Source organism: Campylobacter sp. RM5063 (genome assembly GCF_024723655.1).
GTDB lineage: Bacteria > Campylobacterota > Campylobacteria > Campylobacterales > Campylobacteraceae > Campylobacter_D > Campylobacter_D lari_D.
Window position 1 is genome coordinate 20,560 of record NZ_JANQDA010000006.1, and the last position, 16,688, is coordinate 37,247.

The following is a 16,688-nucleotide window of genomic DNA, read 5'->3' on the forward strand; positions in this document are numbered from 1 at the left end:
ATAAAATATAATTATAAGAAAATTAAGGAAAGCATGGTGCAAAAGATAGATCAATATATGCATGAATTTTTATCTGAATTAAATTACAAGCCTATTTTAACAATGAGTTCAAAACTTCAAGGCGGTAAAAAATTACGCTCAAAATTACTTTTAAAAATAGCTAGCGAAAACGATATTAGTTATAAAATTTGTGCCATTATAGAATTAATCCATGCTGCAAGCTTATTGCATGATGATGTGATTGATGAAGCAAAATTAAGAAGAGGTGTAAAATCTATCAATGAACAATTTGGAGCCAAAAATGCTATCATGCTTGGAGATATTTTATACTCAAAAGCCTTCTATGAACTTTCTTTAATAGATTTAAAATTAGCAAAAATCATCTCCAATGCTGTTGTAAAGCTTTCCGTTGGCGAATTAATGGATGTAAATTTAAGCGAAACTTTCAATACCGATAAAAACGCTTATTTGCAAATGATATATAACAAAACAGCCGTTTTAATCGAAGCTAGTGCAAGATGTGGGGCTATACTTGCTAATTTAAATGAAGATGATTTTGCAGAATATGGTAAAAACTTGGGCTTGGCTTTTCAAATCGTAGATGATATTTTAGATATCAAAGGCGATGAACAAACCTTAGGCAAACCCGCCATGAATGATTTTAAAGAAGGTAAAACCACTCTTTCTTATATGTATTTATATGAAAAATTAAATCCACAAGATCAAGAAATACTTAAGTCTTATTACAAGAAAGATTTAAATATAGATGAACTTACTTGGATTAAAAATAAAATGCAAGAGCATGAAATTTTTAATCAAATTGGTCAAGAATTAAACACCTATGCAAATAATGCCTTAAAAGCCATAGAAAAATACAATATAAAAGATTTAGAAGATATTATTAAAAGTATGATAGAAAGGGAATTTTAATGCATTATTATTGTATCAGTTTTACGCACAAAAATACAGATATTGCTACTAGAGAAAAACTTTCCTTTTCCAATGAAGATAAAAAAAGAGAATTATTAAGATTAATCCATACTAATAATAAAATTCTAGAAAGTTTAGTGCTTAGCACTTGCAATAGAGTTGAAATTTTTCTTTTTATCGGAGAAATTGAAAGTATCAATGAACATATTTTAAAAACACTTAGTTTGCTTTGTGGGGTTGATAAAGAAAATTTAAGCACAAAAGCTGATTTTTATGAAGATAGTGGGGCTATCCATCATTTATTTTCTGTGGCAAGCTCACTTGATAGTTTAGTTATTGGAGAAACACAAATTGCTGGACAATTAAAAGATGCTTATAAATTTGCTCTACAAGAACAAAGATGTGGTGTGCATTTAACTAGAGCAGTCCATTATGCTTTTAAATGTGCAGCAAATATTAGAAATCAAACTGAAATTTCCAAAAATCCTATTTCAGTTGCTTCAGTAGCGGTAGCAAAAGCCAAAGAGCTTATAAATTTAGAAAATAAAACTGCAGTTGTAGTGGGTGCAGGGGAAATGAGCGAGTTAGCCTGTAAGCATTTGTTAAATGCTAAAGCTAAAGTGTTGATTTTAAATCGAGATATACAAAATGCCAAAAAACTTTGTGAGGATTTAGGTGAAAATGCAAATTGCGAAAGTATCGCAAATTTAAAAGAAGCATTAAATAAATATGAGATATTTTTTAGTGCCACAAACGCTCCACATGCTATCATAACCAATGACATATTAGAAGAAAAAGATTATAAAAGATATTTTTTTGATATAGCAGTGCCTAGGGATATTGATGTAAAAGCAAATGAAAAAAATATAGTTTATGCTGTTGATGATTTAGAAGAAGTTGTAAGAAAAAATTTAACACTAAGAGAACATCAAGCCCAGATTGCTTATTCTATAGTAGGCGCTATGACAAATGAGTTTTTCCAACATCTAAGCAAACTAGCAACCTTACCTTTGGTTAAGCAATTACGCTTGCAAGCTGATGAAATCGCTAAAGAACAATTACAAAAGGCCATAGATAAAGGATATTTAAAACACTCAAATCACGAAGAAGCAAGAAAGCTTATAAGACAGGTGATGAATGCATTTTTACATCATCCTAGTGTAAATTTAAAAAAACTAAGTGGAACTATGCAAAATGACTCTGTTGTAAATGCCATGCGTTACGTGTTTGATTTAAAAAATGAAAGCATGGAAGGTTTAAACTTCTATAAATGTGAATTTAATTTGGAGAATAATCATGAAATTTAGTAAATTTTATGCCATAAGCACAAAAGAAAATCCAAAAGATGCTACCCTGCCAAGTCATATATTTTTAGTTAAGGGTGCTTTTGTAGAACAAATTGGAAGTGGTTTGTATAATTTTTTACCTTTAGGAAAAAGAGTTTTAGATAAGATTAAAAATATCATCAAAGAAGAAATGGATAAAGCGGGAGCTTTAGAAGTAAATTTAAGTTTTAATACCCCAGCTGAACTTTGGAAAGAAAGTGGGAGATTTAATGTTTTTGGTAAAGAGCTTTTACGCTTTAAAGATAGAAAAGAAAATGATTTTGTCTTAGGACCAACCCATGAAGAAGCCATAGTAGCTTTGGTTAGAAATAAAGTAAATTCTTACAAGCAACTTCCTTTGCATTTATATCAAATAGGACTTAAATTTAGAGATGAAGCTAGACCTAGATTTGGACTTTTAAGATGTAGAGAATTTTTAATGAAAGATGGCTATAGTTTTCATAGCAATGAAGCTGATTTAGATAAAGAATTTAATCTTATGCATGAAACTTATAGTAAAATTCTTACAAGATTAGGGCTTGATTTTAGAGCTGTTGAAGCTGATAGCGGGGCTATTGGCGGAAGTGGTTCAAAAGAATTTATGGTTTTGGCTAAAAATGGTGAAGATGATATATTATTATGTGAGCATTGTGATTATGCTGCAAATATCGAAGCAGCAAAAAGAGCTAAAAAAAGTTGCGAAGATGAAAGACCAGAAGCTGACTTTGCTACACAATTTCACACTCCAAATGTAAAAACTATAGAAGAATTAGCAGAATTTTTTAAAATTAATCCTTACTATACTGTTAAAGCTATTGCTAAAAAAGCTATTTATGAAAATGAAGAAAAAATTGTAGTATTTTTTATACGCGGCGATGATGAACTGCAAGAAGTTAAAGCACTAAATGCAGCAAATGCATTAGAATTGGCCGATGTAAGTGAAGAAGAATTAGAAAAAGCAGGTTTAGTGCCAGGATTTATTGGCTTTGTAGGATTAAATGGAGTTGATTTTTATATTGATCATGAGCTTGAAAATGAAACAAATATGATTATTGGAGCAAATAAAAAAGATTATCATTTGGTTGGAATCAATGTTGTAAATTTAAATAAAGAACGCTTTAAAGATCTTACCGCAGTTAAAGAGCATGATCTTTGTCCAAAATGTCAGCACAAGCTTAAGCAAAGCAAAGGTATTGAAGTAGGACATATTTTTAAACTTGGAAATAAATACTCAAAAGCAATGAATGCAAGCTATTTAGATGAAAATGGTAAAGCTCAATTTTTCACTATGGGTTGTTATGGTATGGGGGTGAGCCGTTTAGTAGCTGTTGCCATAGAAGCAAGCCATGATGAAAAAGGTTGTATTTGGAATAAAACTCTAGCTCCTTTTGTTTTAGATATTATCGTTTCTAATATAAAAGATACAAAAGCTATGGAATTTGCTGAGCAAATTTATACTCATTTTAAAGATAAAGAAATTTTGTTTGATGATAGAAATGAGCGTTTTGGTGTAAAGATTAATGATTTTGAATTAATGGGCTTTCCTTATGCTTTAGTTATAGGTAAGGGTTTAGAAAGCGATGAAGTAGAGTTAATCCATAGAAATACTCTAGAAAAACAAGTTTTAAAAACCCAAGAAGTAATTTCACACTTAGAGAAAATTTTATGATAGCAAAAACAAATTTAAGTGCTTTTTTGATTTTAGAATTGATTACTAGTATTTTATTTATAGTCTTTTTTGGTTTTTTAAATTTTTTTATGATAGTTTTTGCAAGTATGTTTTTAGGAGCAATGTTTTTAGCAAAGACTTGGACAAATCTCATAACTATGCAAAATGCCAATACTAATTTATTTGGTATAATTAAATTATTTTCCTTAACTATAGTTGGAATTTTACTTTTAATACCAGGAATTTTAAGCACATTTTTGGGAATTTTACTCTTATTTTTTATGATGATATTAAAATTATTTACAAAACAAAAAAGAAAATATCATCAAACAAACAACGAAGAAGAAATCATAGATGTAGAAATCATACAGGAGCATAAAAAATGCAATTAATCATCGCAACAAGAAAAAGCCAACTTGCATTATGGCAAAGTGAGTATATAAAAAATAAATTATTACAAACACATTCTGATTTAGAAATTTCTTTAGAGAGTTTTAAAACTAAAGGTGATGTTTTACTTGATTCTCCTTTAGCTAAAATAGGTGGAAAAGGACTTTTTACAAAAGAACTTGAAGAAAGTATGTTAAGAGGTGATTCACACTTAGCTGTGCATAGCTTAAAAGATGTGCCAAGCTTCTTTCCTGATGGCTTAGTTTTAGCTGCTATTTCAAAAAGAGAAGTGGTAAATGATGCTTTTTTAAGTGAGTATTATGAAAGCTTAAATGCTCTTCCAAAAGGTGCAAAAGTAGGCACTACAAGTCTTAGAAGAAGAATGCAGCTTTTAGCGTTAAGACCTGATTTAAATATCATTTCTTTAAGAGGTAATATCAACTCACGCTTAGAAAAACTTAAAGCTAAGGAATTTGATGCTATTATTTTAGCTCTAGCTGGCATTAAACGCTTGGGTTTAGATAAAGAAATAAAATACATTAGGGCTTTTGAACTTGATGAGATGATACCTGCAGCTTCTCAAGGAGCTTTAGGTATAGAAAGCATTGATGATAAACAAATTTTAAAATACCTTGAATGCTTAAACGATAAAAATGCCTTTATAGAAACTCATATAGAAAGAGATTTTATAAAAACCTTAGAAGGTGGTTGTCAAGTACCTATAGGAATTAATGCAAAAATCATTGATGAAAAAATAGAAATTCGCGCCATAGTGGGCTTACCCGATGCAAGTAAAATTTTAAAAGAAAAAAGAGTAATTGATAAGCAAAATTACTCAAATGCAGGCGAGCTTTTAGCCAAAGAAATGATAGCAAAAGGTGCAAAAGAAATTTTAAAAGAAGCAGAGAGTATGATATAAATGCAAAAATTCGTAGAGCTTTTAGAAAAAAATAATTTATTAAAAACCATCCATGAGCCAGTAGATGTAGAACTTGAAATGGCACATTTAGCTTATATAGAAGTTAAAAAAGAAGACTCTAAAGCCTTGCTTTTTACTAATGCAGTAAAAAATAGTAAAAAATACGATTATCCTGTATTATTAAATACTTTTTGCAGTAAAAAAGCTTTAAATTTAGCATTTGGAAAAGATTATGAAGATGTAGCTAAAGAAATTAGCTCTTTACTTAAAATGCACATACCGCAAAGCTTTGGTGCGAAATTAAATTTTTTCAAAACCTTGCTTGATTTAAAAAATATCCCACCAAAACGTATCAAAAAAGATGGAGAATTTAACTACAAAAGCTTAAATTCTTTATATGAAATACCTATTTTAAAAACTTGGGAAAAAGACGCTGCACCTTTTATCACTATGGGGCAAGTTTATACTCAAAGCATAAATGGAAAACAAAATAATCTTGGAATGTATCGCTTGCAAGTAGTTGATGAAAAAACCTTGCTTATGCATTGGCAAATTCACAAAGACGCGAGCCATTTTTTTCATGAGTATAAAAAAGCAAATCAAAAAATGCCAGTAAGTATAGCCATAGGTGGAGATCCTTTATATATTTGGTGTGCTCAAGCGCCTTTACCAAAAGGTATTTTTGAACTTTTACTTTATGGTTTTATCAAGAAAAAACCTGCTATTTTGGCAAAATGCAAAAGCAATCATCTCTATGTGCCTTATGATAGTGATTTTGTGATTGAAGGTTTTGTAAATCCAAATGAATTTGCACCCGAGGGACCTTTTGGAGATCATACAGGCTTTTATACTCCTATTGAACTTTGTCCTGTCTTAAAAGTAGAAAAAATCTTTGCTAAAAAAAATGCGATTTATCAAGCTACGGTTGTAGGAAAACCGCCTTTAGAAGATAAATACATGGGGCTTGGCACAGAAAGAGTTTTTCTACCTTTACTTCAAACTAACGCACCTGATTTGATAGATTATAACATGCCTGAAAATGGAGTTTTTCATAATTTAATCTTAGCCAAAATAGAAGCAAAATATCCAGCTCATGCAAAACAAGTAATGCATACTTTTTGGGGAGTAGGGCAAATGAGTTTTGTAAAACATGCTATTTTTGTCGATGAAAATGCACCTTGCTTGCAAGATTATGACAAGCTCATACCTTATATACTTAATCGCTTTGATGAAGAAAAATTACTCATAAGTGAAGGAATTTGCGATCAACTCGATCATGCTTCAAGCACTTATTGTTACGGTGGTAAAGCAGGACTTGATGCGTGTGGTGATGAGAAAAAAGTTGAACTTGAAATTCTAAGTGATGAAGCTTTGTTTTCACTTTTTAAAGAAAAAGATCAAAATATTTTAAAATTAAAACAATTTTACACCCAAACCTTTACTCCAATTTGTGTGATCTTAATTGATAAAAAAGAAAAAATTGCTCAAATTTTTGAAAAACTACAAATTTATAAAAAACATTTTAGAATTTTAGTTTTTTTAGATTCAGATACTATTTTGGAAAATCCTTATATGTTAATTTGGCGTGTGGTAAATAATATCGATGCAAAAAGAGATATATTTATCAAAAAAGATTGTGTTGCAATTGATGCGACAAATAAAGGATCATTAGAAGATTATCATAAAGAGTGGCCTTTAATGACAAATTGCTCCAAAGAAGTTATAGACAGACTTATTGCAAAAAAATTACTTGTAAATGATGAAAAATTCTTCAAAAAGTTTGAAATTTTTTAATTTTAAACTTTTTGAGAACACTTTTTGCTTATTAAATATATATATTTTTAATTTAAATATTAAGTTTTTTAAAATTGTGTCGATAATGTGTTTTAGAGTCTTTTAAAAAGGAGTTTAAAATGGACATTAGCAATATTCAAAGAGATACAAATATAACTCATTTTAACACAAAAAGTGTTGAAAAGCCATCTCAAGAGAATAAGCAACAGGTTGATTTAAATGATCAAGATGAGAATTTAAATGAAAAATTAAAAAATGCAACAGAAAAACTTAATAGACAAATGGAAACATTGGAAACAAATGTGCGTTTTGCGTATAATGATAAAATAAACGAAATGTATGTAAATGTCACCGAAAAAGACACAGGTAGGTTAATACGCAAAATTCCTAGTGAAGAAGTTATGAAATTAATAGAACATTTTAAAGGTGTTATTGGCACCATTTTTGATAAGGAGAGTTAATCATGGCAGTAGGTAGTTTAGGAAGCTTAGGTATAGGTTCAGGAGTTTTAACAAGCGATACACTTAATAAGCTTAAAGAAGCAGAAATGAATGCTCACTTAAAGCTTTATAACACGCAACTTGAAACTAACACTTCAAGACAAAAAGACTTAGCAGAGCTTGAAGCTAAACTACTTGCTTTTCAAACTGCTGTAAATAGTCTTGGCGATACTTCTCAATTTAATAAAAAGAAAGTTTCTCCTAGTGTAAGTGGCGATAGTGCTGCTGCTAGCTTGGTTGTAGGCTCTTTATCTAATCTTTCAAATATGAAAGTCATAGTCGATCAACTTGCTCAAAAAGATGTTTATCAAAGCAATGGTTTTAAAGACAAAACCTCTACCGTCATGGGCAGTTTAGGTATAGAAGGTGATTCTAACGGCAAAGCTTCTTTTACTATCACCCAAGATGGAAAAGACTATAAAATAGAAATCGATAAAAGTACAACCGTAGCTCAACTTGCTGAAAAAATCAATTCCGCCACAGGTGGTAAAATAGAAGCTAAGCTAGTAAATACTGGAGATAGAGACAATCCTTATCGTTTAGTAGTACAAAGCACTGAAACAGGAACTAAAAATAATATTTCTTTTTCAGGTGATGATAAGCTTTTAAAAGCTATGGGTTGGGAGCTTGATAAAAATAGCATTAGTGCGGGTGGTTTATATGGTTTTAGACCAACAGGTACTGAAAATAAAGATAAAGATAAAATAAGTGGAACATTTAGCGGAAATCCTGAAGATAAATTACTTAGTTCGGCAGAAGAAAGCACTTCTTTTACTTTTGTTATTAAAAATGGTGAAAGATATGATAGATTTACTATTGATATAGACGAGAACACTACTTATAAGAGCTTAGCAGAAGATTTAAAAAAACAAACTAATGGAAAAGTGGAATTAAGCTTTGATGAGAGTAAAAAGACTTTTACATTTAGAGCTACTAATGGTGGTGAATTAAGTCTTTTTGATGGTGGCTATGCAACTGATGCTGATGGCAATATAGATCAAGCAAATTATATTAGAGATAACAAAGCTACTTCATTATTAAAAGATAAATTTGGCATTACTCTAGATACAAGCACACCACAAGGCTACAATGTAGCTTCAAACAATGAAAATCATATCCAAAAAGGTATGGATGCTATCTTTAGTGTAGATGGCGTTAAGATGATTAGATCAACTAATACCATTACAGATATAGGACCTGATATTACCCTAGAGCTTAAACAAAAGGGTGAAATTAGTTTCAATGTTACTCAAGATACTGAAGCCATAGCACAATCTTTAGAAAGTTTAGCTACTGCTTATAATGATTTGATGATCAATCTTAATGCAGCGACAAAATACGATCCTGATGCAGGGACAAAAGGAAATTTCGTAGGTGTAAGCTCGATTTATAATATAAAATCACAAATTAACAATATTTTGCTTCAAACTATCACAGTAGATGGAACAATCACAGTTGGAGATAGTGATACTTCAGATGGTGTTAAAGTTTCTTCAAAAGTAAGTTTATCTCTAGCTGATTATGGTTTGACTTTAAATGATGGGGTTTTAACCTTTGACTCTGGAAAATTTAATGCTAAATTTAACGAAGATCCTGAAATGGCTGAGAAATTTTTCGTAGGACACAATGGCTTTGAAGACATCGATCTAACAGGAGATAGAGTAAGTAAGTTTGGTGAAAATGATATAGAATTCAAAGAAGGTAGTTTTACCATTACTTATAATGATGAAACTATAGATTTAAGTAAAACTGCCAATGGAGATCCTTTTAAACTAACAGGAAAAGATGATATAGAAAAAGCTAAAAATTTAGTTGATCATATAAACAGTTTTGGCTTAGAAGGTTTAGAGGCTAGTTTTGAAATCATTAATCAAGGTAACGATAATCAGCAAATTCAATTTAGAATCAAAGGAACATCAGGAAGTAACCTAGAAATTCAAGGCGATAAAGACTTTTTGAAAAAATTTGGCTTAAGTCCAAAAACTATATATTCAGTTTATAAAGAAGAAACTGGAACCTTTGGGGTATTAAAAAACACTATGGGTGAGATGATGAGCTCTGATGGTTCTTTTGGGGGTTATAAAGACTCTTTAACCAAAGAATCAAAAAATCTAAACGAAACTATAGAAAATACTAAAAAATCCATAGAAAGCAGATATGACACAATGTGGTCAAGATGGGCAGCATATGATGGTATAATTGCAAAATTAAATAACCAAGCAAGTGTTATTACAAATATGATTAATGCAGCAAATAATCAAAATTCTTAAAAAATAGAGAGGATTTAAATGCTAAATAGTGCAGTATATAATGCGTATTCACAAAATCAAACTGGTGTAGAATCCCAAGAAAAACTTATAGAGATGTTATATAGCGGGATTTTACGCTTTGCAAGTAGGATAAAAATAGCTATTCAAAATGGAAATATAGAAGAAAGAGTGTATTATGTAAAAAGAGCTAGTGCTATTTTTATAGAATTGTTAAATTGCCTTGATTATGAAAAAGGCGGAGAAATAGCACACTACTTAAGTGGCCTATACACTAGAGAATTACAACTTCTTTCTTTGGCAAATATAGAAAATAGTGAAGCAAGAGTAGATGAAGTTATCAATGTAGTCAAAGGCTTGTTAGAGGCTTGGAGAGAAGTACATCAAAAATGAGTGAAAAAAAATGGATAGATGAATTTAAACTAGCTGTATATACTGAAGATGTGGAAAAAATAGTTAAACTCATAGAAAAACCTGACTTTAAAGATTGTCCCAATGAGGCTTTAGCTCTTACTAATGAGGCAATAGCTTTTATGAAAAAAAAGCAAGATGAAGTAGCAAAAAATTTACAAAAACTCAAAAAAGCATCTGCTTATATGAAATAAAACATGGCGATAAGCCGAGTTCTGTCAAGAGCGATCATTTATCTAGACTTGTTTTTGCAAACAAGTTCAAGCGAAGGGTTATATTATAAGACTAAAACCACCCCTTCTTGCTGCGGATTGGGTTTACATAGCTAGCTTTGTTACCAAAGCTACTGGTAGGCTCTTACTCTACCGTTTCACCTTTTCCATATAATATGGTAGTTTTCTTTCTGTTGCACTTTCCCTTAGGTTACCCTAGCCATCCATTAGATGGAATCCTTGTCTTATTGCAGCTCGGACTTTCCTCTTCAAAAGAAGCGATCGCTTGCCATGTTTAGATAAATTTTATCAAAAAAATCATTTTTATACTAGAGTAAAAATAAGATTTAATGTAATTTTTAATTCATTTTCATATTTTACAAGCTCTAAATTTTTGACTTTTATATAAGGATCTAGTTCTTGCAAAAATTGCATTAAAAAATAAAAATCACCATTAAAACTCAATCTTAAATCATAATAAGTAAAATACTGATCTTGACTTTCATGACTTTGGATTTGTAAAAACCTTACTTTAGTGAGATTTTTTTCTATATTTTTTAAAACACTTTGATAATCTTTACTTTCTTCTAAGGATATTTCATTATCAAAAGATTGCAATTTTTCATCTTTAAAATCAGAAATCAATTCTTGTTTTTGCTCATATTTTGCTTGTAAAATAAATAACTCATCTTTTGACAATTTCATTTGTTTTTCAAAATACTCAAAAATACTCATATAGATTATAAAAAAACCAAATACAAAAGCCATTATCAAAGTCAATATAAATTCGCGTTTAGATAATCTCGTAAAGATATTTTCTAAATTTTCATAAAGATTTTTCAAAAACAAGAGTAATTTTTTCATCGTTAATCTCTTTATTTTTTAGCACAAAATGATATTTTTTAAAATCATCATAAAAATCATAATCTTTATTAAGCTTTATGATAAAATCATTATTTTTTATATATAAAGCTTCTATATAACTTTGATGAGAATTTAAGACTTTTAAAAAATTATAAAAATCCTTATAGCAGAGCGTATTTGCATAAAATTTTTGTAACAAATCAACTTTTTGTTCATTTTTTTCTTGTAATTTTTCAACTTCTTGATTTTGTTTTTGATTTATTTTTGCTTGCTCTAAGATATCATCTTGATTTTTGATTAAATTTTCATATTTTATTTTTTCTTTTTCATAAAATGATTTTTGCGTATATAAATACAAAGGATAAACTAAGGCTAGTAAAATCCCGCATGTAAAAGCTAATAAAATTTTAAAACTAAAAGATTTTAAATGATTTGTTTTTGCTTTATTGGCAAAATTAATTTTAACTCGATCACATTTTTTTAATAATTTTTGATAGAAAATATTACTATTAAATTTATCAAAACTGCTAAGATTTTGAGTATCGTCTATGCTTATAATGTTTTTATATGTATTTTTTAATTTTTCATCATATATTTTACTATAAATATTTAATGGCATAACTTTGCAATTTTGAAATTCACACCCCAAATACTCCACTAAAACTATGTATTTTTTCTTAAATAATAATGCAAGATTTTCACTATTTGTATCATTCCTAAAATACACTTCAAAGAGCAGGGGTTCTGGGATTACATAATCAACATCTAAAATATCTTCATATTTACACAAAAATACATGAGTAAAAGATTTATCTTGAAAATACTTTAGCTCATATGAAAAATCATCTTTAAGACCAAGTTCCTCAAAGCTCTTTTTTAAGATTTCATCTTCACTAATAGGATTTGTAAGTTTTACATATAAAAGTTTTTCATAAGTAAGAAAATCTTTTTTGATGATTTTTTTACTCATCATAAAGGATTTTTTTGAGATTTTGCTCGTTTTTATGCCAATTTTTTTCTAATTGAACGAACAATTTTAGCATTACCTTTTTTTGCGCTAATTTTTCTATCTTCATCCTAGCTTCTTTACCTATACGCTTAATTGTAGCTCCATCTTTACCTAGTATCATTCCTTTATGAGAATTACTATCTGTAATGATGATAGCGTTAATATAATAAATTTGCTCAAGCTCTTTGATTTTTTCTATTTTTACTTCAGTGCTATAAGGAATTTCATCACTTAAATTTTCATATATGGCTTCTAAAATAAAATCTCTATAGATATCCTTTTCATTTGTGGTAGTAATAAACTCAGAATCAAAATAATACGGATGTTCAGGCAAATACTTAATCATCTCATCTAAGAGAATTTTTTTATAAAATTTTTGCTTAGCAGAATAGGGGATAATGGCGCTAAAATGCGAGTTAAACTGAGAATACTCGCTTAATTTTTTAAGTAAGACTTCTTTTTTTACCAAATCAACCTTATTGATTAATACAATATGCGGCACTTTAGGATTTAAACTTAAAAAATTTTCATAATCTTTAATATCATCATAAATACTAGCCACAAATAAAATCACATCACAATCTGCAATGCTTTTAATCGCCAAATCAATCATAAGCTGATTCATAGCTTTAGAGCTTGCATGTAAGCCTGGTGTATCTATAAAAATAAGCTGATGATTCTCATGCATTATAATTGCATTAATCTTTCTTCTTGTAGCATTTTGCTTATGAGAAACCATAGCCAATTTTTCTTCTAATAAAGAATTAAGGATAGAACTTTTTCCTGCATTAGTTCTACCTACTATGCTTATAAAGCCACTTTTCACAAGATATACCTAGCTAAATCTTTATTTTCTATGATATCTCCAAGTTTAACTTGCACTTTAAAATCATCTATTTTATAAACTTTTCCAGCATATTCATCTGCTTCAAAACTAATATCTTCCAAAAGTTTTTCTACCACCGTGTGTAAGCGTCTTGCGCCAATATCTTGCATTTCTTCATTAGCCTTGCTTGCTATTTTTGCTATTTCTCTAATAGCCTCATCTTCAAAAACAAGTTCTACATTTTCAGTTTTTAAAAGCTCAATGTATTGTGTTAGTAATGAATTTTTAGGTCTTGTTAAAATAGCATATAAAGCATCCTCATCTAGCGAATCAAGCTCAACCCTTAAAGGAAAACGCCCTTGAAGTTCAGGGATTAAATCACTTGGCTTGCTTAAATGAAAAGCACCTGCTGCGATAAATAAAATATGATCAGTTTTTAAAGGTCCAAATTTAGTTTGTATAGTACTACCTTCAACTATAGGAAGCAAATCCCTTTGCACTCCTTCTTTGCTTGGATCTTGGCGGTTTGAATTTGAGCTTGAAACTGCTACTTTATCTATCTCATCGATAAAAATAATCCCTTCATTTTCAGCTCTTCTTAAAGCCTCGCCTTTAATACTTTCCATATCAAGAATTTTTTCACTTGCTTCTTGAGCTAGAGCTATTCTTGCATCTTTTACTTTCATTTCTTTTTTAACTTTTTTATTACCCACGCCAATAACTTTTACTATATCTTGCATAGCACCCATTTCAGGTGGTAAATTTGGATTAGTATCAAACACGCTTTGTGAAATTTCAACTTCTATTGTGCTATCATCTAAATCACCAGCTTTTAATTTCACGCGCATTTTTTCTAAAGAATTTTGATACTCTTCTTGTTTTTCTTCACTAACACCCTTTGGTAAAGGTGGTAAAAGTTTTTCTAAAATTTTATTTTCTATAAATTCATTAATTTTGTCTTTATTTTTTTCTTTTTCTTCGTTTTTTACTAAATTTAAAGCAGCATTAGCTAAATCTCTAACCATACTTTCTACATCACGTCCAACAAAACCAACTTCAGTATATTTACTTGCTTCAACTTTTACAAAAGGAAGTCCCATCATCTTAGCAAGGCGTCTTGCAATCTCTGTTTTACCAACCCCAGTTGATCCTATCATTAAAATATTTTTTGGCATGATATCATCTTGAAGTTCAGGGCTAAGCTGCATTCTTCTATAACGATTTCTTAAAGCAATTGCTATGATTTTTTTAGCATTTTTTTGCCCAATTACATAATCATCTAAAAATTTCACAATCTCTTTTGGAGTTAAATTCATTTATCATCCTCAATTACATAAGTTTTAATATTTGTATTAGTATAAATGCAAATTTCACCAGCTATTTGCAAGCTTTCTTTGACTAATTCTTCTTCATCTAAATTTGAATGTTTAGCCAAAGCTCTTGCTGCAGAAAGTGCATAATTACCCCCACTACCAATAGCGGCTATAGCACCATCTTCAGGCTCAACTACATCTCCAGTTCCTGAAAGTAAAAATATATGATCTCTATCTAATACTAGCATCATTGCTTCAAGTTTTCTTAGGTATTTATCCTTACGCCATTCTTTTGAAAAATCTATTGCAGCTTTTAATAAATCACCCTTAGAACTAGAAAGTAGTTTTTCAAACATGTCAAAAAGATTAAAAGCATCAGCGGTGCTTCCTGCAAAACCTGCTAATACTTTTCCATTGTTTAATTTTCTAATTTTAACTGCATTGTTTTTTAAAACAGTGTTTCCAAAACTTACTTGTCCATCTCCACCAATTACAGATTTATTTTTACCTTTATAAGCTAAAATTGTAGTTGCGTGAAACATTATTCTCCTTTAACTTCTAGCTTAAATACAGCATGAATTGCATGGCCTAATTTTGCTGAAATTTCATGCACACCAAGCTCTTTTATAGTATCACATTCTAAGCTTTTTTTATCAAGTTCTATACCTTTTTGATCTTTTAATGCATGTGCGATTTCATCTTTAGTAACCCCACCAAACAAGCTTCCATTAGCTCCCACAGGCTTAGCTATACAAATAGTGATTTTAGATAATTCCTCTTTTAATTTTTCCAAATTTGCAAGTTCAAATCTTAAATTTTCAGCCTTTTTCTTTTGCTCTGCTTCATATTGTTTTAAAACTTCATGTGTAGCAGCTTTGGCAAAACCTTTGGCAATTAAAAAATTTTGTCCATATCCATCTTTTACTTCTTTAACTTCTCCTGCTTTTCCTAAGCTTTTTACATCTTTAATTAATAATACTTTCATTGTTTTCCTTTTTAAAATTTTCTTCCATTTTTACCTGCGATGATAAATCTCAAAGCATTTAATCTTATAAAGCCTGCTGCATCTTTTTGATCATACACAGCATCTTCTTCAAAAGTACAATAAGCCTCGCTAAATAAGCTATCATTCGCACTTTCTCTACCTATTACCATTACATTACCTTTATATAATTCAAGTTTAACTTTACCATTTACATATTTTTGTGACTCATCAATTAAGGCTTGAAGCATTAATCTTTCAGGCGAGAACCAATAGCCATTGTAAATTAAACTTGCATATTTTGGCATTAATTCATCTTTTAAATGTGCTGCTTCTCTATCAAGAGTGATACTTTCTATAGCACGGTGTGCTTTTAAAAGTATGCTTCCACCCGGAGTTTCATAACAACCTCTACTTTTCATACCCACATAGCGATTTTCAACAATATCAAGACGACCTATACCATGTTTTGCACCAAGCTCATTAAGTTTTGCCAAAAGTTGTGCGGGAGACATTTTTTCTCCATTAATAGCACATAAATCGCCTTTACTAAACTCAAGCTCTATCACTTCGCTTTCATTTGGAGTTTCTTTTAAATCTTTCACCCAACGCCACATATCCGCTTCAGGTTTAGCAGCAGGATCTTCAAGTACTAAACCCTCATAAGAAATATGCAATAAATTTGCATCCATAGAATAAGGTGACTTACCTGGCTTTTTAGCTATATCAATACCATGTTTTTGTGCATAAGCTAAAAGTTTTTCACGGCTATTTAAATCCCATTCTCTCCAAGGAGCAATAATGGCTAAATTTGGATTTAGCGCCAAAGCACCTAATTCAAAACGCACTTGATCATTTCCTTTACCTGTTGCTCCATGACTAATAGCATCTGCATTAGTTTTATTTGCTATTTCTACTAAAGCTTTTGCTATCAAAGGTCTTGCTATACTTGTACCTAGTAAATATTCTCCTTCATAAATAGCATTTGCTCTAAACATAGGAAACACATAATCTTTTACAAATTCATCTTTTAAATCTTGAATAAAAATATTTTCTTCTTTTACACCCAAAGAAAGCGCTTTTTTTCTAGCAGGTTCAAGCTCTTCGCCTTGTCCAATATCTGCTGTGAAAGTTACTACTTCACATTTATACTCATCTTGTAGCCATTTTAAAATTATACTTGTATCAAGTCCGCCAGAATATGCTAAAACTACTTTTTTAATATCTTTTTTCATTGTCTTTCCTCTTTGTAAAAAAATGATTGTAAAATTTAACGA

At 30.0% G+C, this 16,688-nt stretch carries 17 protein-coding genes and 1 other RNA gene; 10 read left to right on the forward strand and 8 right to left on the reverse strand.

The window, feature by feature from the left end; genetic code table 11:
- Positions 1–36 precede the first annotated feature (36 nt).
- The 10 genes from CAMP5063_RS03240 to CAMP5063_RS03285 all read left to right on the forward strand — a co-directional run bounded on the left by CAMP5063_RS03240 (position 37) and on the right by CAMP5063_RS03285 (position 10,399).
- The gene (locus CAMP5063_RS03240) at positions 37–930 is read left to right on the forward strand and encodes a polyprenyl synthetase family protein (protein WP_337194814.1); all 894 of its coding nucleotides are present in this window, start codon (positions 37–39) and stop codon (positions 928–930) included.
- Positions 930–2,237 (forward strand): glutamyl-tRNA reductase, encoded by a 1,308-nt coding sequence (gene hemA / locus CAMP5063_RS03245; RefSeq protein WP_337194815.1) that lies wholly within the window; start codon positions 930–932, stop codon positions 2,235–2,237. The genes CAMP5063_RS03240 and hemA overlap by 1 nt, the downstream gene beginning before the upstream one ends.
- A complete protein-coding gene (locus CAMP5063_RS03250) occupies positions 2,224–3,924 on the forward strand; it encodes a proline--tRNA ligase (RefSeq protein WP_263676420.1) in 1,701 nt (566 codons plus the stop codon). Before hemA ends, CAMP5063_RS03250 begins: the two co-directional genes overlap by 14 nt.
- The gene (locus tag CAMP5063_RS03255) at positions 3,921–4,316 is read left to right on the forward strand and encodes an FxsA family protein (RefSeq protein ID WP_337194816.1); all 396 of its coding nucleotides are present in this window, start codon (positions 3,921–3,923) and stop codon (positions 4,314–4,316) included. Before CAMP5063_RS03250 ends, CAMP5063_RS03255 begins: the two co-directional genes overlap by 4 nt.
- Positions 4,307–5,233, forward strand: a complete 927-nt coding sequence (gene hemC / locus CAMP5063_RS03260; RefSeq protein ID WP_337194817.1) for a hydroxymethylbilane synthase — start codon at positions 4,307–4,309, stop codon at positions 5,231–5,233. Before CAMP5063_RS03255 ends, hemC begins: the two co-directional genes overlap by 10 nt.
- Entirely contained in the window at positions 5,234–7,027 is a 1,794-nt protein-coding gene (locus CAMP5063_RS03265; RefSeq protein WP_263662449.1) for a menaquinone biosynthesis decarboxylase, read from the forward strand.
- 119 nt (positions 7,028–7,146) lie between these two features.
- Positions 7,147–7,488: a FlaG family protein gene (locus CAMP5063_RS03270; protein WP_133318891.1), complete on the forward strand. Its 342-nt coding sequence runs from the start codon at positions 7,147–7,149 to the stop codon at positions 7,486–7,488.
- 2 nt (positions 7,489–7,490) lie between these two features.
- Positions 7,491–9,797, forward strand: a complete 2,307-nt coding sequence (gene fliD / locus CAMP5063_RS03275) for a flagellar filament capping protein FliD (protein ID WP_337194818.1) — start codon at positions 7,491–7,493, stop codon at positions 9,795–9,797.
- 18 nt (positions 9,798–9,815) lie between these two features.
- Complete coding sequence (gene fliS, locus CAMP5063_RS03280) at positions 9,816–10,187, forward strand: flagellar export chaperone FliS (protein WP_133318893.1); 372 nt, start codon at positions 9,816–9,818, stop codon at positions 10,185–10,187.
- Positions 10,184–10,399 carry a hypothetical protein gene (locus CAMP5063_RS03285; protein ID WP_133318894.1) on the forward strand — a complete coding sequence of 72 codons (216 nt, stop codon included), beginning with the start codon at positions 10,184–10,186 and terminating at the stop codon, positions 10,397–10,399. The genes fliS and CAMP5063_RS03285 overlap by 4 nt, the downstream gene beginning before the upstream one ends.
- Here CAMP5063_RS03285 and rnpB read toward each other — a convergent pair.
- The 8 genes from rnpB to CAMP5063_RS03325 all read right to left on the reverse strand — a co-directional run bounded on the left by rnpB (position 10,394) and on the right by CAMP5063_RS03325 (position 16,646).
- Positions 10,394–10,715, reverse strand: an RNA gene (gene rnpB, locus CAMP5063_RS03290) — RNase P RNA component class A. The genes CAMP5063_RS03285 and rnpB overlap by 6 nt on opposite strands.
- A 26-nt stretch (positions 10,716–10,741) precedes the next feature.
- Positions 10,742–11,281: a hypothetical protein gene (locus CAMP5063_RS03295; protein ID WP_133318895.1), complete on the reverse strand. Its 540-nt coding sequence runs from the start codon at positions 11,279–11,281 to the stop codon at positions 10,742–10,744.
- Positions 11,244–12,254 (reverse strand): hypothetical protein, encoded by a 1,011-nt coding sequence (locus CAMP5063_RS03300; RefSeq protein WP_337194819.1) that lies wholly within the window; start codon positions 12,252–12,254, stop codon positions 11,244–11,246. The genes CAMP5063_RS03295 and CAMP5063_RS03300 overlap by 38 nt, the downstream gene beginning before the upstream one ends.
- On the reverse strand, positions 12,244–13,116 hold the full coding sequence (era, locus tag CAMP5063_RS03305) for a GTPase Era (RefSeq protein ID WP_337194820.1): 873 nt from the start codon (positions 13,114–13,116) through the stop codon (positions 12,244–12,246). Before era ends, CAMP5063_RS03300 begins: the two co-directional genes overlap by 11 nt.
- On the reverse strand, positions 13,113–14,432 hold the full coding sequence (gene hslU / locus CAMP5063_RS03310) for an ATP-dependent protease ATPase subunit HslU (RefSeq protein ID WP_133318898.1): 1,320 nt from the start codon (positions 14,430–14,432) through the stop codon (positions 13,113–13,115). Before hslU ends, era begins: the two co-directional genes overlap by 4 nt.
- On the reverse strand, positions 14,429–14,971 hold the full coding sequence (hslV, locus tag CAMP5063_RS03315) for an ATP-dependent protease subunit HslV (protein ID WP_133318899.1): 543 nt from the start codon (positions 14,969–14,971) through the stop codon (positions 14,429–14,431). The genes hslU and hslV overlap by 4 nt, the downstream gene beginning before the upstream one ends.
- A complete protein-coding gene (gene rplI / locus CAMP5063_RS03320) occupies positions 14,971–15,414 on the reverse strand; it encodes a 50S ribosomal protein L9 (RefSeq protein WP_039618280.1) in 444 nt (147 codons plus the stop codon). Before rplI ends, hslV begins: the two co-directional genes overlap by 1 nt.
- A gap of 11 nt (positions 15,415–15,425) precedes the next feature.
- Positions 15,426–16,646: an argininosuccinate synthase gene (locus CAMP5063_RS03325; protein ID WP_263665722.1), complete on the reverse strand. Its 1,221-nt coding sequence runs from the start codon at positions 16,644–16,646 to the stop codon at positions 15,426–15,428.
- Positions 16,647–16,688 lie beyond the last annotated feature (42 nt).

Excerpts from the sequence above, each read along its gene's own strand:
- hemA (WP_337194815.1), top strand. The coding sequence starts at position 930 with ATGCATTATTATTGTATCAGTTTTACGCACAAAAATACAGATATTGCT.
- CAMP5063_RS03255 (WP_337194816.1), top strand. The coding sequence starts at position 3,921 with ATGATAGCAAAAACAAATTTAAGTGCTTTTTTGATTTTAGAATTGATT.
- hemC (WP_337194817.1), top strand. The coding sequence starts at position 4,307 with ATGCAATTAATCATCGCAACAAGAAAAAGCCAACTTGCATTATGGCAA.
- CAMP5063_RS03265 (WP_263662449.1), top strand. The coding sequence starts at position 5,234 with ATGCAAAAATTCGTAGAGCTTTTAGAAAAAAATAATTTATTAAAAACC.
- CAMP5063_RS03270 (WP_133318891.1), top strand. The coding sequence starts at position 7,147 with ATGGACATTAGCAATATTCAAAGAGATACAAATATAACTCATTTTAAC.
- fliD (WP_337194818.1), top strand. The coding sequence starts at position 7,491 with ATGGCAGTAGGTAGTTTAGGAAGCTTAGGTATAGGTTCAGGAGTTTTA.
- fliS (WP_133318893.1), top strand. The coding sequence starts at position 9,816 with ATGCTAAATAGTGCAGTATATAATGCGTATTCACAAAATCAAACTGGT.
- CAMP5063_RS03285 (WP_133318894.1), top strand. The coding sequence starts at position 10,184 with ATGAGTGAAAAAAAATGGATAGATGAATTTAAACTAGCTGTATATACT.
- CAMP5063_RS03295 (WP_133318895.1), bottom strand. The coding sequence starts at position 11,281 with ATGAAAAAATTACTCTTGTTTTTGAAAAATCTTTATGAAAATTTAGAA.
- CAMP5063_RS03300 (WP_337194819.1), bottom strand. The coding sequence starts at position 12,254 with ATGATGAGTAAAAAAATCATCAAAAAAGATTTTCTTACTTATGAAAAA.
- hslU (WP_133318898.1), bottom strand. The coding sequence starts at position 14,432 with ATGAATTTAACTCCAAAAGAGATTGTGAAATTTTTAGATGATTATGTA.
- hslV (WP_133318899.1), bottom strand. The coding sequence starts at position 14,971 with ATGTTTCACGCAACTACAATTTTAGCTTATAAAGGTAAAAATAAATCT.
- rplI (WP_039618280.1), bottom strand. The coding sequence starts at position 15,414 with ATGAAAGTATTATTAATTAAAGATGTAAAAAGCTTAGGAAAAGCAGGA.
- CAMP5063_RS03325 (WP_263665722.1), bottom strand. The coding sequence starts at position 16,646 with ATGAAAAAAGATATTAAAAAAGTAGTTTTAGCATATTCTGGCGGACTT.